The sequence below is a fragment of the Rhodopseudomonas sp. WA056 genome, assembly GCF_010906995.1.
Lineage (GTDB): Bacteria > Pseudomonadota > Alphaproteobacteria > Rhizobiales > Xanthobacteraceae > Rhodopseudomonas > Rhodopseudomonas palustris_G.
Genome location: NZ_QPFS01000096.1, coordinates 1 through 19,710, shown reverse-complemented (window position 1 = coordinate 19,710; position 19,710 = coordinate 1). Strand labels below are relative to the sequence as shown.

Below are 19,710 nucleotides of genomic sequence, written 5' to 3'. Positions count from 1 at the left end.
ACGACACGTTGGCTTCGGCGAGCAGCACGTTCATATGACCAGGCATACGACCGGCGACCGGGTGAATTGCGTACTTCACCTCGACGCCTTCCTTCTTCAGCGAGTCGGCCATTTCACGCAGCGCGTGCTGGGCCTGCGCCACCGCCATGCCGTAACCCGGCACGATGATGACCTTCTGCGCGTTCTTCATGATGAAGGCCGCGTCGTCCGCCGAGCCGAGCTTGGCCGGGCGCTGTTCGCCGCCGCCGGCGCCGGCCGCGGCGGTCTCGCCGCCGAAGCCGCCGAGGATCACCGAGATGAACGACCGGTTCATGCCCTTGCACATGATGTAGGACAGGATCGCACCGGAGGAGCCGACCAGCGCGCCGGTGATGATCAGCGCCGAATTGCCGAGCGTGAAGCCGATGCCGGCCGCGGCCCACCCCGAGTAGGAGTTGAGCATCGAAATCACCACCGGCATGTCGGCGCCGCCGATCGGGATGATGATCAGGATGCCGAGCAGCAGCGCGACGCCGGTGATCACCCAGAACGCGATCGGATCGCCGGTTGCGACCAGATACACGATCGCCGCGACCATCAACACGCCGAGCGCGATGTTCACCACGTGCCGAGCCGGCAGCAGGATAGGCGCGCCGCTCATGCGGCCGGACAGCTTCATGAACGCGATCACCGAACCGGTGAAGGTCAGAGCACCGATCGCGACGCCGAGCGACATTTCCACGAGGCTGGCGCCGTGAATGTTGCCCGGCGTGCCGATGTCGAACGCACCCGGCGCATAGAACGCGCCGGCGGCGACCAGCACCGCGGCCATACCGACCAGCGAGTGGAAGGCGGCGACCAGTTCGGGCATCGAGGTCATCGGCACGCGCTTGGCGATCACCGCGCCGATGCCGCCGCCGATCGCGACGCCCGCGATCACGAGAATCCAGCCGATGAAGTCGGCCGGCGGGTGGCCGGCGAGCGTGGTGGCGATGGCGATCGCCATACCGGTCATGCCCATCAGGTTGCCCTGACGGCTGGTGGCCGGGGACGACAGACCGCGCAGCGACAGAATGAACAGGACGCCGGCGATCAGATACAGAAGTGCGGAAAGATTGGCGTTCATCGACGGCCCCTACTCACTTCTGCTTCTTCTTGTACATCGCCAGCATGCGCTGGGTGACAAGGAAGCCGCCGAAGATGTTGATACTTGCGAAGATCAGCGCGACGAAGCCGAAGCCGCGCGCCCACAGCGGACCGTTGTCGTCGCCGACCAGCGACACGCCGACGGCGAGCAGCGCACCGACCACGATCACCGACGAGATCGCGTTGGTCACCGACATCAGCGGCGTGTGCAGCGCGGGGGTCACCGACCACACCACGAAGTAGCCGACGAACACGGCGAGGACGAAAATCGACAGCCGAAACACGAACGGATCGACCGCTTGAACCATATGCTCCATAGCAACTCTCCTTAAGCGGTCGCGCTCACGCCGACTTGGGCTGGAAGTTCGGATGAACGACGGCGCCGTCGCGCGTCAGCGCGGTGGCCTTCACCAGTTCGTCGTCCCAATTCACCGCCAGCGCCTTCTCCTTGTTGACCATGGTCTCGAAGAAGCTCAGCAGATTGCGCGCATAAAGGGCCGAAGCCGACGCCGCGACGCGGCCGGCGACGTTGGTGTAGCCGACGATCTTGACGCCATCGATCTCGACGATTTGCCCGGGGACCGCGCCCTCGACGTTGCCGCCGCGTTCGACCGCGAGGTCGACCAGCACCGAGCCGGGCTTCATCGACTTCACCATCTCGGCGGTGACGAGGCGCGGCGCGGGCCGGCCCGGAATCAGCGCGGTGGTGATGACGATGTCCTGCTTCTTGATGTGTTCGGCGGTCAGAGCGGCCTGCTTGGCCTGATACTCTTTCGACATTTCCTTGGCGTAGCCGCCGGCCGTCTGGGCGTTCTTGAACTCCTCGTCCTCGACCGCGAGGAACTTGGCGCCCAAGCTCTCGACCTGCTCCTTGGTGGCGGGGCGCACGTCGGTCGCGGTGACGATGGCGCCGAGACGACGCGCGGTGGCGATCGCCTGCAGACCGGCGACGCCGACGCCCATGATGAACACCTTGGCGGCGGGCACGGTGCCGGCCGCGGTCATCATCATCGGCATGGCCCGGCCGAACGTTTCGGCGCCGTCGATCACGGCGCGATAGCCGGCGAGGTTGGCCTGACTCGACAGCACGTCCATGACCTGCGCGCGGGTGATGCGCGGCATCAGTTCCATCGCGAAGGCGGCGATGCCGGCATCGGCCATGCTCTTCAGCGCAGCGTCATTGCCGTACGGGTCCATGATCGCCAGCACCAGCGCACCGCGCTTATAGCTGGCGAGTTCGGACGCCTCCGGACGCTTCACCTTGAAGACGACATCGGCGTCCTTCAGAGCGTCGGCGGATACGGTGGCCCCGGCGGCAGTGAAATCGGAATCCGGCAGGCCGGACTTGAGGCCCGCGCCCGGCTCGACCGCGACTTCGGCGCCGAGCGCTTTCAGCTTCTTGACCGTGTCGGGCGTCGCCGCGACGCGCGGCTCGGCGGGATCTTGTTCTTTGGCAACAGCAATCTTCATGGAGCCTCCGGCGGCGCGAAGCACGCGCGTGAGCGAGCGAGATATGCACGCACCCCGCAAAAGTGGGACCGGTTTTGCGACCGGGATGCGCGCTTACTTATTTGTTTGGAGAACGTCCAGGCGGCAAACCGGACTCCACTTTGCCGGAACGTTCTCCGAGAGAGCGCCGCGTGTAACGGCGCACTCCAGCACAGATCAAGTCAGGAAAATGCCCATGAGGGCGACGATCACGATGACGGCGGCGGTGCCGTACTTCACCAGCTTGATGAACCCTTCATAGGTCTGCTCATGCGCGGCGTAGTCGTTGCCATCGGCAGTCGTGTAGGCAAACTCGTGGTGCTCTGCCATTCGTCTCTCCGACATCTTCGGGAAGTGGGGGATGCACTTAGCGCAATCTTATTGCGAGAGCAACGGCACTGCAGCAATTGTCAGCCTAGCCAGTTTGGGTTCATTCCAAAGTCTAGGCCCGCCGTCACCGATCGCCGGCGCAGTGTGATCGCAACAGACGATTAGAACAAGCTCTTACGAGGCGATTGCAACAACCGCTGGCTGATTATTCCGCATCGCGGAGCAGCCGCGCGATATGATGAAATGATCGCGCGATCGAAGTGCGACGCGACCGTCGACAGCGCGTCAGGCCGGCCAGTTGTCACGTATCCAGCGCGTGAGGCTGGCCTCGCTGACTTCGCCGGCGGCGAGGGAGAGAATCATCGCCGCCGCATCCGCCTCAGAGACGATGAAGTCGATGCCGTTCACGCCAAGGAACGTATAGAGCGCCAGCAGCGAGGTTCGCTTGTTGCCGTCGACGAACGGATGGTTTCGCGCAATGCCGAAGGCGTAGGCGGCTGCGAGTTCGGGCAGCTCAGCCTGCTCGTACGTCCATTTGTTACGCGGTCGATCCAGGGCTGATTCAAGCATGCCCTCGTCGCGCAGCCCGGCGGCACCACCGTGAATCGAAAGCTGCTCGTCGTGTATGGCGACGATCATTTGCCGCGTGAGCCAGAACGGCTCGGTCATTTGGCAAGCTCAGCCAGAGCGTTGTGATAGCGCTTCATGCCGCGCCGGGCGACTTCCATCGCTTTCTCGAAATCAGGATTCGAAGGCGTAAATCGAACGCCGCCATCCGGCGTCAGGGTCGCGTAAAGCTGATCGCCGACATTGAGATTCAGTCGGGCCATCAGCTCTTTGGGAAAAATCAGCCCCGACGAATTGCCGATCTTCTTCACTTCGACGGTCGCGAGAACTCGGCCGGATTCGACATCGATTTTGGTTTGGTCGTTCATGGCAAAGCCTCCGTTATACGCTACGTATAACGGAGGCGCACACATCGTTCAACAGATGTTTTACGGTATTCGTGTCCGCGCCCTACCCCATCGCCTCCAGCTCGTCGATCATGCCGGCGATCACCGACAGGCCGCCGTCCCAGAAGCTGGGGTTCTTGGCATCGAGGCCGAACGGGGCCAGCAGTTCCGAATAATGCTTGGTTCCGCCGGCCGCCAGCATCGCGAGGTAACGCTCGGCGAAGCCTTCCTGGGCGTGCTCGTAGACCGCATACAGCGAGTTCACCAGGCAGTCGCCGAACGCGTAGGCGTAGACGTAGAACGGCGAATGGATGAAGTGCGGGATGTACATCCAGAAGCTCTCGTAGCCCGGCTTGATCTCGATCGCCGGCCCCAGGCTCTCGCCCTGCACCGACAGCCAGATTTCGCCGATCCGCTGCGCGGTGAGCTCGCCGCTGCGCCGCTCGGTGTGGATCGCGCGCTCGAACGAATAGAACGCGATCTGCCGCACCACCGTGTTGATCATGTCCTCGACCTTGCCGGCAAGCAACGCCTGACGCTGCTTGCGGTCCTTGGTCTGCGCCAGCAGCCGCCGGAAGGTGAGCATTTCGCCGAACACGCTGGCGGTCTCGGCCAGTGTCAGCGGCGTCGGCGCCATCAGCGCGCCGTTCTTGGCGGCCAGCACCTGGTGCACGCCGTGACCGAGCTCGTGGGCGAGCGTCATCACGTCCCGCGGCTTGCCCTGATAGTTCATCAGCACATAGGGGTGCGCCGACGGCGTGGTCGGATGCGAAAATGCGCCCGGCGCCTTGCCCGGCCGCACCGGCGCATCGATCCAGCGATCGTTGAAGAACCGCTCGGCGATCTGTGCCATCTCCGGCGAGAACGCCTTGTAGGCGGTCAGCACCATGTTGCGGGCTTCCGGCCAGGCGATCGTACCGGTCGCCGCGAACGGCAGCGGCGCGTTGCGATCCCAGTACGGCAGCTTCTTCTTTTTGAACCAGCCGGCCTTCAGCTTGTAATAGCGATGCGACAGCTTCGGGTAAGCGCCGCGCACCGAGGCCACCAGCGCGTCGACCACTTCGCGCTCGACCCGGTTGGCGAGGTGGCGGCTGTCGGCGACATCCTCGAAGCCACGCCAGCGGTCGGAGATTTCCTTGTCCTTGGCGAGCGTGTTGGTGATCAGCGCGAAGGTGCGTTCGTTGGCCTTAAAGGTCTTGGCCAAGGCTTCGGCAGCCGCCTTGCGCTTTGCGGGCGCACGGTCCTGCATCAGATTCAGCGTCGGCTCGATCGCCAGTTCCTTAGCCCCGACCTTGAACCGGAGCGACGAAATGGTCTGGTCGAACAGGCGATTGAACGCGCCGTAGCCGGTCTGCGACTTCTCGTGAAACAGTTGCTCGATGCGATCCTCGAGCTGATACGGCTTGTCCTTGCGCAGATCCTCGATCCACGGCCGGTAGTGGCCGAGCTCCGGCGTCTGCATCGCGCGCTCCAGCACGGCATCGTCGACGCGGTTGAGTTCGAGGGTGAAGAACAACAGATGCACCGAGGCAGCCGTCAGCCGCTCGGAAACGTCGCCGTAGAATTTCGACTTCACCGGATCGACGCTGTCGCCGGCGTGGACCAGCCCGGCGTAGGAGCCCAGCCTGCCGGCCAGATCCTCGATCGCCTCGTAACGCTTGACCGCACCGGCGAGCCACAGCGCGCCGCCGTCCTTCGCAGTCTCTTCTGCGAGCCGCCCCTTGAAGTCGGCTTCGAACGAGGTGCATTCGGCATCGAGCCGGTCGAGATCGGCAGCGACCTCCGGCGCATCGATCGCCGGATACAGATCCGTCAGATTCCACTCCGGCAGCTTCGCCGGCTTGGCGCTCGCCTTCCGACCCGCCGTAGCCGCGGTCTTGCCGGCTTTCGCCTTGCCTGGGACGACCTTGCGCGGTGCTGATTTGGCGGAGGAGGACTTGCGGGAGGAGGTTTTCGCGGTTCGGGAGGTCGCAGATTTGGCCATGGTGCTTTCAGATCGCGTGCGATGTGCCTTGCGAAACGCTACTAGCTCCGTCACCGCCTTCGCAAGTCACAGTTTCCTACGGCGGGATAGCGCCGCGGCAAGACTGCGCGCTCCGCCACCGTTCCAGCCAGCTTGATCGAGGCGAGCGGCAGGAATACGACACCTCGGCGCGGCACGGGTTCCGCCGCCGCCCTGAAAAACGCAGAGCGGCAATTGACCGCAGCGCGTCGCAGTGGTGTTGTCCCGTGTAAGCAAACCCAGCACGGCCGATCACGACCGTGCATCATTATTATCCTACCTCGTCCTGGACCGGGCCCCTCTGGCAGTTCGTTAGAACTGCGATGTCGGACTGGACGCTCATGGAGCGCCCGATGGCTGACATCCTCAGCATTTTCACACCCGAAGGCCTCGCCGCTTTGGCGCAGGTCGTGATGATTGACCTGGTGCTGGCCGGCGACAACGCCGTGGTGATCGGCCTGGCCGCCGCCGGTCTGCCGCAGCAACAACGCGGCAAAGCAATCCTGATCGGCATCCTGGTCGCCACCGGGCTGCGTATCCTGTTCGCCAGCGTCACCGTGCAGCTCTTGCAGATCATCGGACTGCTGCTGGCCGGCGGCGTGCTGCTGCTGTGGGTGTGCTGGAAGATGTGGCGGGAACTGCGCAACCCTCCGGAGGACGTCGACGCGATCGACGGCGAGGGCGGCGCGCCGAGCGGAGCCCCCACCAAGACGATGGCTCAAGCGGTGTGGCAGATCACGCTGGCCGACGTGTCGATGTCGCTCGACAACGTGCTCGCCGTCGCCGGCGCTGCGCGCGAACACCCGGTGATTCTGGTGTTCGGGCTCGGCCTGTCGATCGCGCTGATGGGCATGGCGGCGACCTTCATCGCGAGGCTCCTGCACAAGCATCGCTGGATCGCCTATATCGGCCTCGCCATCATCCTCTATGTATCGCTCGACATGATCTACCGCGGCGCGCTCGAGGTCTGGCCGCACGCGTTCGGATAACAGCGGATAACTGCCGCCGCTTTCACCAAGCGTTAACGCATTCGTCGCAATCCTGCACCAATTCGGGACAGTTTGGGTTGGGGCAGTAGCGAGTAATGGTCGAGCGTATTCTGATCGCCGACGACGATGCAGTGCAGCGTCGGCTGGTCGAGAACATGGTGCAGAAGTGCGGTTACGAGACGATCACGGTCGATAGCGGCGACGCCGCGGTGGATGCCCTGACCGCTCCCGACTCACCGGCAATCGACGCCGTCGTGCTCGATCTGGTGATGCCGGGCCTCGACGGCCTCGGCGTTCTGTCGAAGATTCGCGCCAGCGGCATCGACGTCCCGGTGATCGTGCAGACCGCTCATGGCGGCATCGACAATGTCGTTTCGGCGATGCGCGCCGGCGCCCACGATTTCGTCGTCAAGCCGGTCGGCATCGAACGGCTGCAGGTGTCGCTGCGCAACGCGCTCAACGCCAGCGCGATGAAGGGTGAGCTGCAGCGCATCCGCCATGCCCGCGAAGGCCGGCTGACGTTTTCCGACATCATCACCCGCAGCGACGCGATGGTGCCGGTGCTGCGCGCCGCCGAGAAGGCCGCCGGCTCTGCGATCCCGGTGCTGATCGAAGGCGAATCCGGCGTCGGCAAGGAGCTGTTCGCCCGCGCCATTCACGGCTCCAGCGACCGCCGCGCCAAGCCGTTCGTCGCCGTCAACTGCGGCGCGATCCCCGACAATCTGGTCGAATCGATTCTGTTCGGTCACGAGAAGGGGGCGTTCACCGGCGCCACCGAACGCCACGACGGAAAGTTCGTCGAAGCTTCCGGCGGCACGCTGTTTCTCGACGAGGTCAGCGAGCTGCCGCTGAGCGCCCAGGTCAAGCTGCTGCGCGCGCTGCAGGAAGGCGCGGTCGAAGCGGTCGGCGGACGCCGGCCGGTCAAGGTCGATGTCCGGATCATCTCGGCCACCAACCGCCGGTTGCTGGACCGGGTGAAGGCCGGCCGATTCCGCGAAGATCTGTTCTATCGGTTGCACGTTCTGCCGCTCACGATCCCGCCGCTGCGCGCGCGGCGCGAGGACATTCCGCCGCTGCTGCGGCACTTCCTGATGCGGTTCTGCGCCGAAGAGAAGCGCAGCATAGGCGGCATCACCGGCGAGGCGATGGCGCGGCTGGCGCAGCTCGACTGGCCGGGCAACATCCGGCAACTCGAGAACGCGGTTTATCGCGCGGTGGTGATGAGCGACGGCGACCAGCTCGGCCTCGACGATTTCCCGCTGGCGAGCGCGCCGTCGGTGGTGCCCGCTGACGGGATCGACGGCGAGCCGCTGGTAATCGAACGCAGCGAGCCGCAATTCGTCGCGGCAAACGAAGTGCCGATCGCGCCGCTGCCGACCGCCGGCAACCTGTCGATGCTGACAGCGGACGATGAAGTGCGGACGCTCGACGAGATGGAACGCGAGATCATCCGGTTCGCGATCTCGCATTATCGCGGCCAGATGTCCGAAGTGGCGCGACGGCTGAAGATCGGCCGCTCGACGCTGTATCGGAAACTCGACGAGATCGAAGCCGAACGCGCCGGCCAGGCCGACGGGCGGTAGCTCGCACCGATGACCGCCCCGCTCCGTGTTGAGGGGGCGGCGGACGAAAGACGGCCACCGGACGGGATCCTGCAGCCGGCTGATTCGCGGAACCTTTGAACCGTGGCGCGATGGTGACAGACAACCATGGCGACCCGTGGCACAAGCCAGAACCGCGTTCGCCACCAGAGCGTTCGAGGTCAGTTTGTCGTGAGTCCGCCCGGCCGATGCTGGCCGCTCGAACCGGGCCCGTGTATCTTCACGGAGAATGAGGAATCGGCATTCACGCCCTCGCGCGTTGAAGGGCCGCCCCCTCGAAGAACGAACCGCAAGCCAAGAACTGTCGGCCGGACAGCTTTCCCAAGAGGTAGACGAATGCGAGATCACTCGACTGGACGCCGCGGTTTCGAAGGCGTGCTGATGGCCGTCGCGGCGACCTTCCTCACCGTATCGACGACCTCCGTTCTGGCGCAGTCGCCGGCGCGGTCGCCTGCGGATCTCGCAATCGATGCCGCCGTTCCCGTCCCTAGTCCGGTCGATCTGCCGCCGCCCACGATCGGTGATTTCAAGCCCGATTCCACGCCTGCGGCCGCTTCCGCGCCCCGAGCTGGCGAGAACCAGACGAGCGCAACCGTGCCCTCCTCCACCGAGCCGTCCAAGGACGTAGCGACGAAGAGCACTGAAGCGAAGGACACCGAAACGAAGAACACTGAAACGAAGGACGCTGCGACGGCCGCCGCCGGCGAACCGAAGGTCGAGGCTCCTGCCGCAACCGCCAACGCGCCCGTGGCTGAGCCCGCCAAGCCCGCCGCCGATCAGGCTTCGACCGTCAAACCGGCCGAACCGCAGCAGCAGCCGGCAAGCACGGTCGCTGTCGCCGATCAGCCGGTGGCCGATCAGCTTCGCGATCTGCTCGCCAAGAGCGCGTCGCGCTATTTCGAACGCAAGGTCGAACGCAGCGCGGTGGAGAAGTTCTACGAGACGCGCGACTACGCGCCGGTGTGGACCAAGGCTGGTGCACTCACTGCGCCGGCCAAGGGTGTGATCGCCCGACTGAAGGACGCCGCCGCAGACGGTCTCGATCCCGACGACTATCCAGTGCCGAACTTCGCGTCCGCAACCTCGCCCGAGACGCTCGCGGAAGCCGAACTGCGTCTCACCGAGAGCATGATGGATTATGCGCGTCAGGCGCAGAGCGGCCGGATGCACTGGTCGCAGGTGTCGGCCGACATCCAGTATCCGGAGCACCCGATCGATCCGGCGCAGGTACTCGCTACGGTCACGACCGCCGCCGACGCCTCGGCGGCCTTGGACAGCTATAATCCGCCGCACAAGCTGTATCGCGAGCTGAAGAAGAAGCTCGCCGAGCTGCGCGGTGAAAGCGACAAGCCGGCGATCAAGATCGCCGAGGGCGAGACGCTGCGCTATCAGCCGGCCGGCAAGAAGCGCGCCGAGGTGAAGATCGACGATCCGCGGGTGCCGCAGCTCCGCGCCCGCCTCGGCGTCACCGAGAACACCGACAGCGCCACCTACGACGCCGCCGTCGCCGCCGCCGTGCGCAAATTCCAGCACTCGGCCGATCTCAAGGCGACGGGCGTACTCGACGACCGCACCGTCAAGGCGCTGAACACGCCGAAGCGTGATCGCACCATCGACACCATCCTGGTCAACATGGAACGCTGGCGCTGGCTGCCGCGCCAACTCGGCGCGCCGGCGCTGGACGACGCCTATGTGATCCTCAATGTCCCCGACTACACGCTGAAGCTGATGCAGAACGGCGAGCAAGTCTGGTCGACCCGCGTAGTCGTCGGCAAGCCCGGAAAGCATGCCACCCCGCTGCTGACGGAGACGATGAAATACATCACCGTCAATCCGACCTGGAACGTGCCGCCGTCGATCATCAACAACGAGTATCTGCCGGCGCTGCAGCAGGATCCGACCGTGCTCGACCGCATGGGCCTGAAGCTGTCGCGCAACCGCGACGGCTCGATCCACATCTCGCAGCCTCCGGGTGAAGCCAACGCGCTCGGCCGCATCCGCTTCAACTTCCCGAACAAATTCCTGGTGTATCAGCACGACACGCCGGACAAGAATCTGTTCGGCCGCGACGAGCGTGCCTTCAGCCACGGTTGCATGCGGGTGCAGAACCCGGATCAGTACGCAGCGGCGCTACTGAACATCGCGATGCCGGACAAGAACTACACCCCGGCGAGGATTCGTTCGATGTACGGCCGCAGCGAGGTCGACCTGAAATTCGCAACGCCGATCCCGGTCAACATCACGTATCAGACGGCATTCGTCGACGACGACGGCAAACTGCAGTTGCGCAAGGATATCTACGGCCGTGACGCCGCCATGCTGGCGCTGCTGGAGAACGGGAAGGGCAAGAACCTCGGGACCGGGGGGGCGCACGCACAGCCGGGCTACGCCCGCCCGACCCGACTGCCCAACGGCGTCAGCATCGCCGGGGATTACACCGGCTCCGCCGGCCCCTCGTCGAACCCGTTCTCGTTCCTCGAGAATCTGTTCGGGGGCCCGCAGCCGCGACAGCAGCCGTCCGCTGCTCAGCAGCGCCGGGTCTACGCCCGCTGAACCGGCCTCGGCCGCAACAGCGCGGCCGAATATCGACGAATGGACGCACGGCCCGTCGTCAGGCGGGCCGTTTGCGTTAACCGAGATTAACCATCCTCCATCTAGTTTGCGGCAACGGGCTCGATTTCGCCATAGTCAGAGGGTTAGGGTTGACGATCGACTTGGGGTGACGGGCGCCGTTTCCGGATCGCTAACTTTGGATCGCTGAGTACGGGTCAACGGCGCGTTAACCCTGTCCCGCTGAACTGGGGGTTCGCGGCCAGGGTTGGTTGGTCGACAAATAGTGGGGCTGTTTTCGTGCTGGCTGCACTTTCGCGCCGTCTCAAATCGCTGTCGATGTCGAGGGCCGGCTATGGCGCCGTCCTGACCACGACCCTGCTGCTCGCCGGTGCCGGCTCGGTCCACGATGCGTCCGCGGTCGGCGACAGCCGCACCCTGTCGTTTCATCACACCCATTCCCGCGAGAGCCTCACCGTCACCTTCAAGCGCAATGGCCGCTATGACGAAGACGCGCTGAGGCAACTCAACCACTTCCTGCGCGACTGGCGATCCCAGGAAAAGACCACGATGGACCGCCGGCTGTTCGATATCCTGTGGGAAGTGTACCGGGACGTCGACGCCAAACAGCCGATTCAGATCATTTCCGCCTACCGCTCCCCCTCCACCAACGCCATGCTCCGCCGCCGCTCCTCCGGCGTGGCGCGCCACAGCCAGCATACGCTGGGGCACGCGATGGACTTCTTCATACCAGGGGTTCCGCTGGAGCAAATCCGGTTCGCCGGGCTGCGGCTGCAGCGTGGCGGCGTCGGTTTTTATCCGACCTCCGGGTCGCCGTTCGTCCACCTCGATACCGGCGGAGTCCGGCACTGGCCGCGGATGACCTCCGACCAGCTCGCCCGCGTGTTCCCGGACGGCCGCACCGTGCACCTGCCGTCCAATGGCAAGCCGCTGCGCGGCTACGAGCTGGCGCTGGCCGACATCGAGAACCGCCGCGACGGCAGCAGCGCCGCCCCGGCCAAGACCAATTTCCTCGCGTCGCTGTTCGGCGGCAAGTCGCGTGACGACGAGGATGAAGCCGCGACCGAGACCAAGCCCTCCGGCGCCAAGCCGATGGCCGACATCAAGGTCGCGGCCGCCGACGCCGTCGCGGCCGCCGCCGGCGTCAAGCCGGCAGAGGCGACCAGCAGCGATCCGGTACCGATGCCGCGCGCCAAGCCCGCCGCCGCGATCCAGATCGCTTCCGCCGGCGACGTCGTGCTGCCGGCGCCGCGCCCGGCGCAGGCCGCGAAGGTTGAAGCCAAACCGGCCGACGCCAAATCCGCCGAGCCGAAGCCGCAGACCCCCGCCGATATCATCAACGCCCGCGGTTTCTGGGACGACATCCCGGTGGCACCGAAGCAGGCGAGCCCCGCGCAGGTCGCCACGATCAGCGCGCGCCAGGCTCTTGCCGCGGCCGACAAATCCGATCAGGCGACCATGAATGCACTGGCCTATGCGCCGATGACTCCGGACAACGCGTCGCAGCACGCGCAGAGCAGGCATTCACGGGTGGTGACCGCCAGCGCACCGATCCCCCACAGCATCCGCGGGCAAACCTCCCGCCATGCGGCGGTATCGAACAAGGTCGACAGCGTGATCGGCAAGTCGTCGGCCCAGGGCAAGACGGTGATCGCGACCTCTGCGCGACTCGCCGCAGCGGGCAGCCGCGACAACGACGTCTGGCTTCGCGCCATGATCCTGATGCCGCGGGCGATGGGCACCGCCGCCATGGTGATCGGCGACCCCGACATGACCCTGCTGACGGGATATTTCGTCAAGCCGGACGCAACTCTGGGAATGGGTTTCGCCGACGACCCGCAGCCGGGCCTTTATGCCGACGCCTTCAGCGGCACGGCGGTCGCCACACTGACCACCACGGCATTTCCGGGCGACGCGTCGCGCTGAGCGCGTCTTCAATCTGACGAGTTTGTCGATGCCCGGGGTGATCCCGGGCATTCGCTTTTCCAGCCAGCTTTCGCCGGCCCGCCGAACCGTAGCCGGCACGGCGCAGGGTTCTGGTCGGCCTCGGCCGGGCCGGCCTCAGAGCATCCCGAGCGCCTGCATATAGGTCTCCAGGATGGTCTCCTGCTCGGCGCGCTCGTTGGCGTCCTGCTTGCGCATCCGCACGATGGTGCGCAGCGCCTTGACGTCGAAGCCGTTGCCCTTGGCCTCGGCGTAGACGTCGCGGATGTCGTCGGAGATCGTCTTCTTCTCTTCCTCGAGACGTTCGATCCGCTCGATGATCGCCCGAAGCTGGTCCTTGGCGAAATTGGTCGCGGGATCGTCCTGGACGGCGGCAGCGGAGGTGGCCATCGTGCACTCCTGGCAGATAATGATTGGGAAAAAGCGGCGGGGCGGTCGCCTCGCGCGCCGCATCTGCGCCGGACACTCTTCGCCGCGACGCCTCCCGTCAAGGGGCATCGCGCCGATCCACAGCGACCCACAGCAGAAATCGCCGACGCCGAAATTGCGCCTTGATGCGCGGCCTGACGGCGCCCCCGTCAGTGGCTGTGCGGGTGCGATTTCTTGAAGGCTTCGACCTGATCCGGCGTGGCCGCGCTCTGGTACTTCGCCTTCCAGGTCTCGTACGGCATGCCGTAGACCGCCTCGCGGCTCTCGTCCCGGCTCATCGCCACGCCTTGCGCCTCGGCGGCGTCCTTCAGCCAGTTCGACAGGCAGTTGCGACAGAACCCGGCGAGATTCATCAGGTCGATATTCTGCACGTCGGTGCGCTCGCGCAAATGCGCCACCAGACGGCGAAACGCCGCCGCTTCCAGTTCTGTCCGGGTGCTGTCGTCCATGCGTTCGTCTTCCATGGCTGGTCGGATCTTCCCCAGATGGGGGACGGGCTGGGATTTTGCCACATCTGGCGGCTACAGCCGACTCCGCCCCGCACCATCCCGGATGCCGCCGGCGTCGCGCCGGACCGGCGGGGCCGTTGACAGGCCGGCTCCGTCACGCGAAATCATCAGCAATTTGGTATAGCTTGGCTGCATGATCATCACAGATTCCCCCCTCCTCCGGCGTATCTGGTCCCGGTCGGCACGGTCCAAGGTGGCCGCGACGACTGCGCTGGCCATCGGCGCGCTGATCTGCGGCCATGCGCCGGCTGCGGCCGACTTCCGGCTGTGCAACAACACCTCGAGCCGGGTGGGAATCGCGCTCGGCTACAAGGACGTAGACGGCTGGACCACCGAGGGCTGGTGGAACGTGTCGTCGCGGAGCTGCGAGACGCTGCTGCGCGGCGCGCTGGTGGCTCGCTATTATTACATCTACGCGCTGGATTACGACCGTGGCGGCGAATGGTCGGGGCAGGCCTTCATGTGCTCGCGCGACAAGGAATTCACCATCAAGGGCACCGAGAACTGCCTGGCGCGCGGCTTCGACCGCACCGGCTTCTTCGAGGTCGACACCGGCGAGCAACGGGCCTGGACCGTGCAACTGACCGAAAGCAACGAACAGAACATGCAGACACTGCCCGGATTGCCCGGAGCGCCGGGGCCCGGTTTGCCGGGTATCCCACCGTCCCAGGGCCGCACTGCGCCCGCCACGCCTGGAACGCCAGGCGAGGCCGGGACCAAGCCATGAGACGCCTGCGTCGGATCAAGATCCTCGCCACGCTCGGCCCCGCCTCCTCCGACAGCGCAATGATCCGCAAGCTGTTCGAGGCCGGCGCCGACGTGTTCCGGATCAACATGAGCCACACCTCGCACGACAAGATGCGGGATCTGGTCAAGACCATCCGCAATGTCGAGAGCAGCTACGGACGGCCGATCGGCATCCTGGTCGACCTGCAGGGCCCGAAGTTGCGGCTCGGCTCGTTCGCAAACGGACCGGTGCAGCTCAACAACGGCTCGAGCTTCGTCCTCGACTCGGTCAAGGAGCCCGGGGACGCGACCCGGGTGCATCTGCCGCATCCGGAGATCCTCTCGGCTCTCAAGGTCGGCGACGCGCTGCTGCTCGACGACGGCAAGGTGAGGCTGATCTGCGAGGAGACTGAAGGCGACCGCGCGGTCACGCGCGTGGTGATCGGCGGCAAGATGAGCGACCGCAAGGGCGTCAGTCTGCCCGACACCGACCTGCCGATGTCGGCGATGACCAACAAGGATCGCGCCGACCTCGAAGCCGCATGCGAGACCGGGATCGATTGGGTGGCGCTGAGCTTCGTGCAGCGCGCCGAAGACGTTGTCGAGGCCAAGCGGATGATCCGCGGCCGCGCGGCGGTGATGGCCAAGATCGAAAAGCCGCAGGCGATCGACCGGCTGCAGGACATCCTCGACGTCTCCGACGCGTTGATGGTCGCCCGTGGCGACCTCGGAGTCGAAATGCCGCTGGAACGGGTGCCGAGCCTGCAGAAGCAGATGACGCGGATGGCGCGGCGCGCCGGAAAGCCGGTGGTGGTCGCCACCCAGATGCTGGAGTCGATGATTTCGAGCCCGGTGCCGACCCGTGCCGAGGTCTCCGACGTCGCCACCGCGGTCTATGAAGGCGCCGACGCGATCATGCTGTCGGCCGAATCCGCCGCCGGCAAATATCCAGTCGAAGCGGTGTCGACGATGAACCGGATCGGCGAAGAGGTGGAGCGCGATGCCACCTATCGCTCGGTGGTGACGTCGCAGCGCCCCGATCCGGAAGCGACAGCGGGCGACGCGATCGCGGGGGCGGCGCGGCAGATCGCCGAAACGCTCGATCTCTCAGCGATCATCTGCTGGACCTCGTCGGGCTCGACCGCGCTGCGGGTGGCGCGCGAACGGCCGAAGGTGCCTGTGGTGGCGATCACCCCGAGCCTTCACACCGGGCGCAAATTGTCGGCGGTGTGGGGCGTGCATTGCGTGGTGGCTGAGGACGCCAAGGATCAGGACGACATGGTCGACCGCGCCGGCCGCATCGCGTTCCGCGACGGCTTCGCCAAGTCCGGACAGCGCGTCATCATCGTCGCCGGCGTGCCGCTCGGCACCCCCGGCGCGACCAACATGGTCCGCATCGCCTATGTCGGACCGAGCGATACGGACGTGTGAGGCGGCGGCTTAAGCCGCCTCTTCGACTCCGATGACTAGCCGCTTGCCGAGCGCACGTAACGCTTCGACCATTGCCGGCAACTTGGTCGGATGCCGTGGATCGAGGATTCGGCGAACCTCCTTCTCGTCTTTGCCCGTCCGGCGCGCGAATTCGCTTTTGTTGATACCGGCCTCAGCGAAGGCCTCCAGGACTGCCAGTTTCGCAGCGACCTCGGGGGCAACTGCGATCATGATAAGCCCCTTGGTCTTGGTCTTTGCCTTCGGCAGCGGAAGGCCGCGCTGCGGATAGCTCAGAAGGGCCAGACCGAGAGCTTCCTCCGCCTGCGCGCGGGCGTCAGCCATGTCGTCACCCTGAGTGATCGCCTCGGGCACATCAGGAAAACTCACCACGACGACGCCGCGCCGATCGCCCGGCTCGAATTCTGCCGCGTAGGCGTAGGTTTTCATCAGCAAATCCTCATTCGGTGGCCACCGTCGGCCGACTAGTCTGCAAGACCCAGGTGTTTTCGTATCTTCCTCGCGGTCTTTGGGATCGATCTCTCGACTCGGCAATGTCGTCAGGCGATCGCCGACGAACACCATCGCGTGTCCGCCTTTGCCCTTGCGGTAGTCGACGCGAAAGCGCAGCCCCCGCACACGGGCCTCTTCCCGCAACTCAGCGATGAACCGATGAACCGATGAACCGATGAACCGATGAACCGATGAACCGATGAACCGATGAACCGATGAACCGATGAACCGATCACGCTTGTCCATGTCGAGACCTCGACAGGACCAATATATCGGACATTTTTGTCCGATTGTCAAAGTCCGCCTAGCCTTGTCGTTCCGGGGCGCGCGAAGCGCGAACCCGGAACCTCGAGATGGTGTGGGCCTGAGGTGCAACAACCTCTGGATTCCGGGTTCGCACGCTACGCGGGCGCCCCGGAATGACAGGGAATCGGCGCTCAGCTCACCAGCTTCGCATCCAGCGTGATCTTGGTATTCAGCAGCTTCGACACTGGGCAGCCGGCTTTCGCCTTGGCGGCGCAGTCCTGGAAAGTGGCGTCGTCGGCGCCGGGGATCTTGGCTGTGAGCGTCAGATGGATCGCAGTGATAGCGAAACCGTCGCCCTGCTTCTCCAACGTGACGTCGGCTTTGGTGTCCATCTGCTCGGCGGTGAGCTTGGCTTCGCCGAGGATCAGCGACAACGCCATGGTGAAGCAGGCGGCGTGGGCGGCGCCGATCAGTTCCTCAGGGTTGGAGCCGGGCTTGCCTTCGAACCGGCTGGCGAAGCCATAGGGATATTCGGACAGCGCGCCGCTCTTGGTCGAGATCGCGCCCTTGCCGTCCTTGATGCCGCCCTGCCACTTCGCCGAACCGGATGTCGTGCTCATTGGGATCTCCCGTGCTGATGCCGATGATCGACCGCGCGGCACCCGGCCGGCGCGATCTTCGCGGTGGACCCTGGATGTGGGGTGGCTCGGCCGGAATCAAAGCGCGACCGGCGCAGAAGCGCCTCAGATGTCGCGGCCTTCGACCTTCTCCGTCAGCGTCTTGACGAGGTCCGGCACCTTGTCGAGATGCGGATTGAGCGCCAGCGCCCTGCGGAACGCGTCGAGCGCGCGTTTGTCGTCGCCGAGTTCCTGCATGATCATGCCGAGGCCGGCGAGCGCACCGAAATGGCGCGGCTCGCGCGCCAGCACCTGCTCGATGTCTTCGAGCGAGTGCATGTAGTCGTTCTGCAAATAATAAATCGTGGCGCGCCGGTTCCAGCCTTCGACATAATCCGGCTTGAGCTTGATCACGGCGTCGAGCAGTTTCACCGCGACGTCGAAGTTCTTGGCGTCCATCGCGACTTTGGAGCGTGCCATCAGCAGCGCCGTGGTGTCGCTGGCGGTCTGGTTCCACAGCGCCCAGATCCGCCCCTCGACATGCTTGGCGCTGGCCTCGTCGGGAGCAGCCTTCAGAGCGCCGAACAGAAAGTCGAGCCCCTTGGTGCGGTCGGTCGGCACCCGCGGCAGCTTCTCCGGCGGCGCCGGCGGCTGAGCGAGCGGCTTCTCCAATGGGTGCTTTGGCCCGTCGGGGGCTTGGGCGCGCGCCCCCTCAGGCATGCCCAGAAACACCGTGGCAAGCGTCAACGCGCAAAAGCCGAAGCAGGAATGTCGAAGGACCAACGCCATCGGGACAGTGTAGACACGACAAAGCGCGCTGCAAAGCAGCGCGCGCGTCACACCGGCGTGAGATATAGAGCGCGAGCCGCGAACGGCCCGTCGCAATCAGCCCTGACGGGCCTTGAACCGACGCTGGGTCTTGTTGATGACGTAGAGCCGGCCCTTGCGACGAACCAGACGATTTTCGCGGTGGCGGGCGAGCAGCGACTTCAGCGAGTTACGGACCTTCATGGGTCTATCCTGACTGGTTGAAAGGCCGTGACAACTGGCCGGAATGCAAAACAAAAACAGCCCGCCGGCGGCGGACCGCCCGGGACGGGATTTATCTATCCAGCGACTCCCGGCCTGTCAATCGATCCGCCCGACCAATCCCGAGCTGTTTGGGAGATTCGGCCCGATCCACGGGCGGCGCGGCCGAAATCGCCGAAATGGTCGGCCCGGCGGCACGCGGAGACACGCCGCAACGCTTCACAGCGCAACAAAATAATTATAGACCATAATCAATTCTCCGCCGCCAAGAAGGCGAGCAACGCCCGAAGGAAACGCCCGATGCTCAATCCCGACGATCTGGTCGCCATCGATATCCACACCCATGCCGAAGAGCCGTGCGGCTGCCACGCCGACGACGGCTACGACGACTTCCAGGCGCGCATGGCCGAGTATTTCGGCTCGCCCAACAAGCATCCGCCGACGGTCCCCGAAACAGCGGCGTATTATCGGGCCAAGAAGATCGCCGCGGTGATCTTCCCGGTCGACGCCGAGCGCGAGACCGGCTTCCGCCGTTACAACAACGACGAGATGATCGAGATCGCCCGGCAGAACTCGGACGTGCTGATTCCGTTCGCCTCGATCGACCCGCACAAGGGCAAGCTCGGCGTGCGCGAGGCGCGGCGGCTGATCAAGGACTACGGCATCAAGGGATTCAAATTCCACCCGACGATGCAGGGGTTCTATCCGAACGACCGGCTCGCCTACCCGCTGTACGAGGCGATCCAGGAAGGCGGCGCGATCGCGCTGTTTCACACCGGCCAGACCGGCGTCGGCTCCGGCATGCCGGGCGGCATGGGAATGCGGCTGAAATACTCCAACCCGATGTACATGGACGACGTCGCCGCCGACTTCCCCGACATGAAGATCATTCTGGCGCACCCGTCCTTCCCCTGGCAGGAAGAGGCGCTGTCGGTCGCGACCCACAAGCCCAACGTCTACATCGACCTGTCGGGCTGGTCGCCGAAGTACTTTCCGCCGATCCTGGTGCGCTACATCAACACCATCCTGCAGGACAAGATGCTGTTCGGCTCGGACTGGCCGGTGATCACGCCCGACCGCTGGCTGTCGGACTTCGCCAAGCTCGAGATCCGCGACGAAGTCCGGCCCAAGGTGCTGAAGCACAACGCCCGCAAGCTCTTGGGGATCTGAGCTTGTCACCTCTCCCCGCGCCCCGGGAGAGTCCGGCAGG

General features: G+C 65.1%; 20 protein-coding genes. 7 read left to right on the top strand and 13 right to left on the bottom strand.

Annotated elements, in window-relative coordinates; genetic code table 11:
- From DU475_RS17455 to DU475_RS17425, 7 genes are all read right to left on the bottom strand, one after another.
- A partial coding sequence (locus DU475_RS17455; RefSeq protein WP_164632840.1) for an NAD(P)(+) transhydrogenase (Re/Si-specific) subunit beta occupies window positions 1-1,105 on the bottom strand: 1,105 nt, incomplete at its 3' end.
- Between the two features lie 13 nt (window positions 1,106-1,118).
- A complete protein-coding gene (locus tag DU475_RS17450) occupies window positions 1,119-1,442 on the bottom strand; it encodes a proton-translocating transhydrogenase family protein (protein WP_013504047.1) in 324 nt (107 codons plus the stop codon).
- Window positions 1,443-1,467: 25 nt separating this feature from the next.
- Window positions 1,468-2,595, bottom strand: coding sequence for a Re/Si-specific NAD(P)(+) transhydrogenase subunit alpha (locus DU475_RS17445; RefSeq protein ID WP_047308348.1), 1,128 nt, complete (start codon window positions 2,593-2,595; stop codon window positions 1,468-1,470).
- 195 nt (window positions 2,596-2,790) lie between these two features.
- Window positions 2,791-2,943 (bottom strand): aa3-type cytochrome c oxidase subunit IV, encoded by a 153-nt coding sequence (locus DU475_RS17440; RefSeq protein ID WP_011159718.1) that lies wholly within the window; start codon window positions 2,941-2,943, stop codon window positions 2,791-2,793.
- A 285-nt stretch (window positions 2,944-3,228) separates the two neighbouring features.
- The gene (locus tag DU475_RS17435; protein ID WP_013504049.1) at window positions 3,229-3,612 is read right to left on the bottom strand and encodes a type II toxin-antitoxin system death-on-curing family toxin; all 384 of its coding nucleotides are present in this window, start codon (window positions 3,610-3,612) and stop codon (window positions 3,229-3,231) included.
- On the bottom strand, window positions 3,609-3,878 hold the full coding sequence (locus tag DU475_RS17430) for an AbrB/MazE/SpoVT family DNA-binding domain-containing protein (RefSeq protein WP_013504050.1): 270 nt from the start codon (window positions 3,876-3,878) through the stop codon (window positions 3,609-3,611). The genes DU475_RS17435 and DU475_RS17430 overlap by 4 nt, the downstream gene beginning before the upstream one ends.
- Before the next feature lie 82 nt (window positions 3,879-3,960).
- On the bottom strand, window positions 3,961-5,880 hold the full coding sequence (locus DU475_RS17425) for a M3 family oligoendopeptidase (RefSeq protein ID WP_164632839.1): 1,920 nt from the start codon (window positions 5,878-5,880) through the stop codon (window positions 3,961-3,963).
- A 371-nt stretch (window positions 5,881-6,251) separates the two neighbouring features.
- On the opposite strand from DU475_RS17425, the gene DU475_RS17420 reads away from it, so the two are divergent.
- The 4 genes from DU475_RS17420 to mepK all read left to right on the top strand — a co-directional run bounded on the left by DU475_RS17420 (window position 6,252) and on the right by mepK (window position 12,985).
- Window positions 6,252-6,887 (top strand): TerC family protein, encoded by a 636-nt coding sequence (locus DU475_RS17420; protein WP_013504052.1) that lies wholly within the window; start codon window positions 6,252-6,254, stop codon window positions 6,885-6,887.
- 95 nt (window positions 6,888-6,982) lie between these two features.
- A complete protein-coding gene (locus tag DU475_RS17415; RefSeq protein WP_047308346.1) occupies window positions 6,983-8,470 on the top strand; it encodes a sigma-54-dependent transcriptional regulator in 1,488 nt (495 codons plus the stop codon).
- A gap of 354 nt (window positions 8,471-8,824) precedes the next feature.
- Entirely contained in the window at window positions 8,825-11,041 is a 2,217-nt protein-coding gene (locus DU475_RS17410) for a L,D-transpeptidase family protein (protein ID WP_164632838.1), read from the top strand.
- A gap of 336 nt (window positions 11,042-11,377) precedes the next feature.
- Entirely contained in the window at window positions 11,378-12,985 is a 1,608-nt protein-coding gene (mepK, locus tag DU475_RS17405) for a peptidoglycan L,D-endopeptidase MepK (RefSeq protein WP_164632842.1), read from the top strand.
- 135 nt (window positions 12,986-13,120) lie between these two features.
- Here the strand turns inward: mepK and DU475_RS17400 are convergent, their stop codons facing one another.
- Entirely contained in the window at window positions 13,121-13,393 is a 273-nt protein-coding gene (locus DU475_RS17400) for a DUF2312 domain-containing protein (protein WP_013504056.1), read from the bottom strand.
- A 188-nt stretch (window positions 13,394-13,581) separates the two neighbouring features.
- A complete protein-coding gene (locus DU475_RS17395) occupies window positions 13,582-13,881 on the bottom strand; it encodes a DUF1244 domain-containing protein (protein WP_142883407.1) in 300 nt (99 codons plus the stop codon).
- A gap of 193 nt (window positions 13,882-14,074) precedes the next feature.
- Here DU475_RS17395 and DU475_RS17390 point away from each other — a divergent pair, with 193 nt between their 5' ends.
- Window positions 14,075-14,668, top strand: coding sequence for a DUF1036 domain-containing protein (locus DU475_RS17390; protein ID WP_164632837.1), 594 nt, complete (start codon window positions 14,075-14,077; stop codon window positions 14,666-14,668).
- Window positions 14,665-16,098, top strand: a complete 1,434-nt coding sequence (gene pyk, locus DU475_RS17385; protein WP_164632836.1) for a pyruvate kinase — start codon at window positions 14,665-14,667, stop codon at window positions 16,096-16,098. Before DU475_RS17390 ends, pyk begins: the two co-directional genes overlap by 4 nt.
- Before the next feature lie 9 nt (window positions 16,099-16,107).
- Here the strand turns inward: pyk and DU475_RS17380 are convergent, their stop codons facing one another.
- From DU475_RS17380 to ykgO, 4 genes are all read right to left on the bottom strand, one after another.
- On the bottom strand, window positions 16,108-16,545 hold the full coding sequence (locus DU475_RS17380; protein WP_164632841.1) for a type II toxin-antitoxin system HicB family antitoxin: 438 nt from the start codon (window positions 16,543-16,545) through the stop codon (window positions 16,108-16,110).
- 500 nt (window positions 16,546-17,045) lie between these two features.
- A complete protein-coding gene (locus DU475_RS17375; protein ID WP_013504063.1) occupies window positions 17,046-17,474 on the bottom strand; it encodes an OsmC family protein in 429 nt (142 codons plus the stop codon).
- Window positions 17,475-17,597: 123 nt separating this feature from the next.
- Entirely contained in the window at window positions 17,598-18,191 is a 594-nt protein-coding gene (locus DU475_RS17370; protein ID WP_246700349.1) for a tetratricopeptide repeat protein, read from the bottom strand.
- 165 nt (window positions 18,192-18,356) lie between these two features.
- Window positions 18,357-18,482, bottom strand: a complete 126-nt coding sequence (gene ykgO / locus DU475_RS17365; RefSeq protein WP_013504065.1) for a type B 50S ribosomal protein L36 — start codon at window positions 18,480-18,482, stop codon at window positions 18,357-18,359.
- A 318-nt stretch (window positions 18,483-18,800) separates the two neighbouring features.
- Here ykgO and DU475_RS17360 point away from each other — a divergent pair, with 318 nt between their 5' ends.
- The gene (locus tag DU475_RS17360) at window positions 18,801-19,670 is read left to right on the top strand and encodes a 4-hydroxyphenyl-beta-ketoacyl-CoA hydrolase (RefSeq protein ID WP_013504066.1); all 870 of its coding nucleotides are present in this window, start codon (window positions 18,801-18,803) and stop codon (window positions 19,668-19,670) included.
- The last annotated feature ends 40 nt before the right edge of the window (window positions 19,671-19,710 follow it).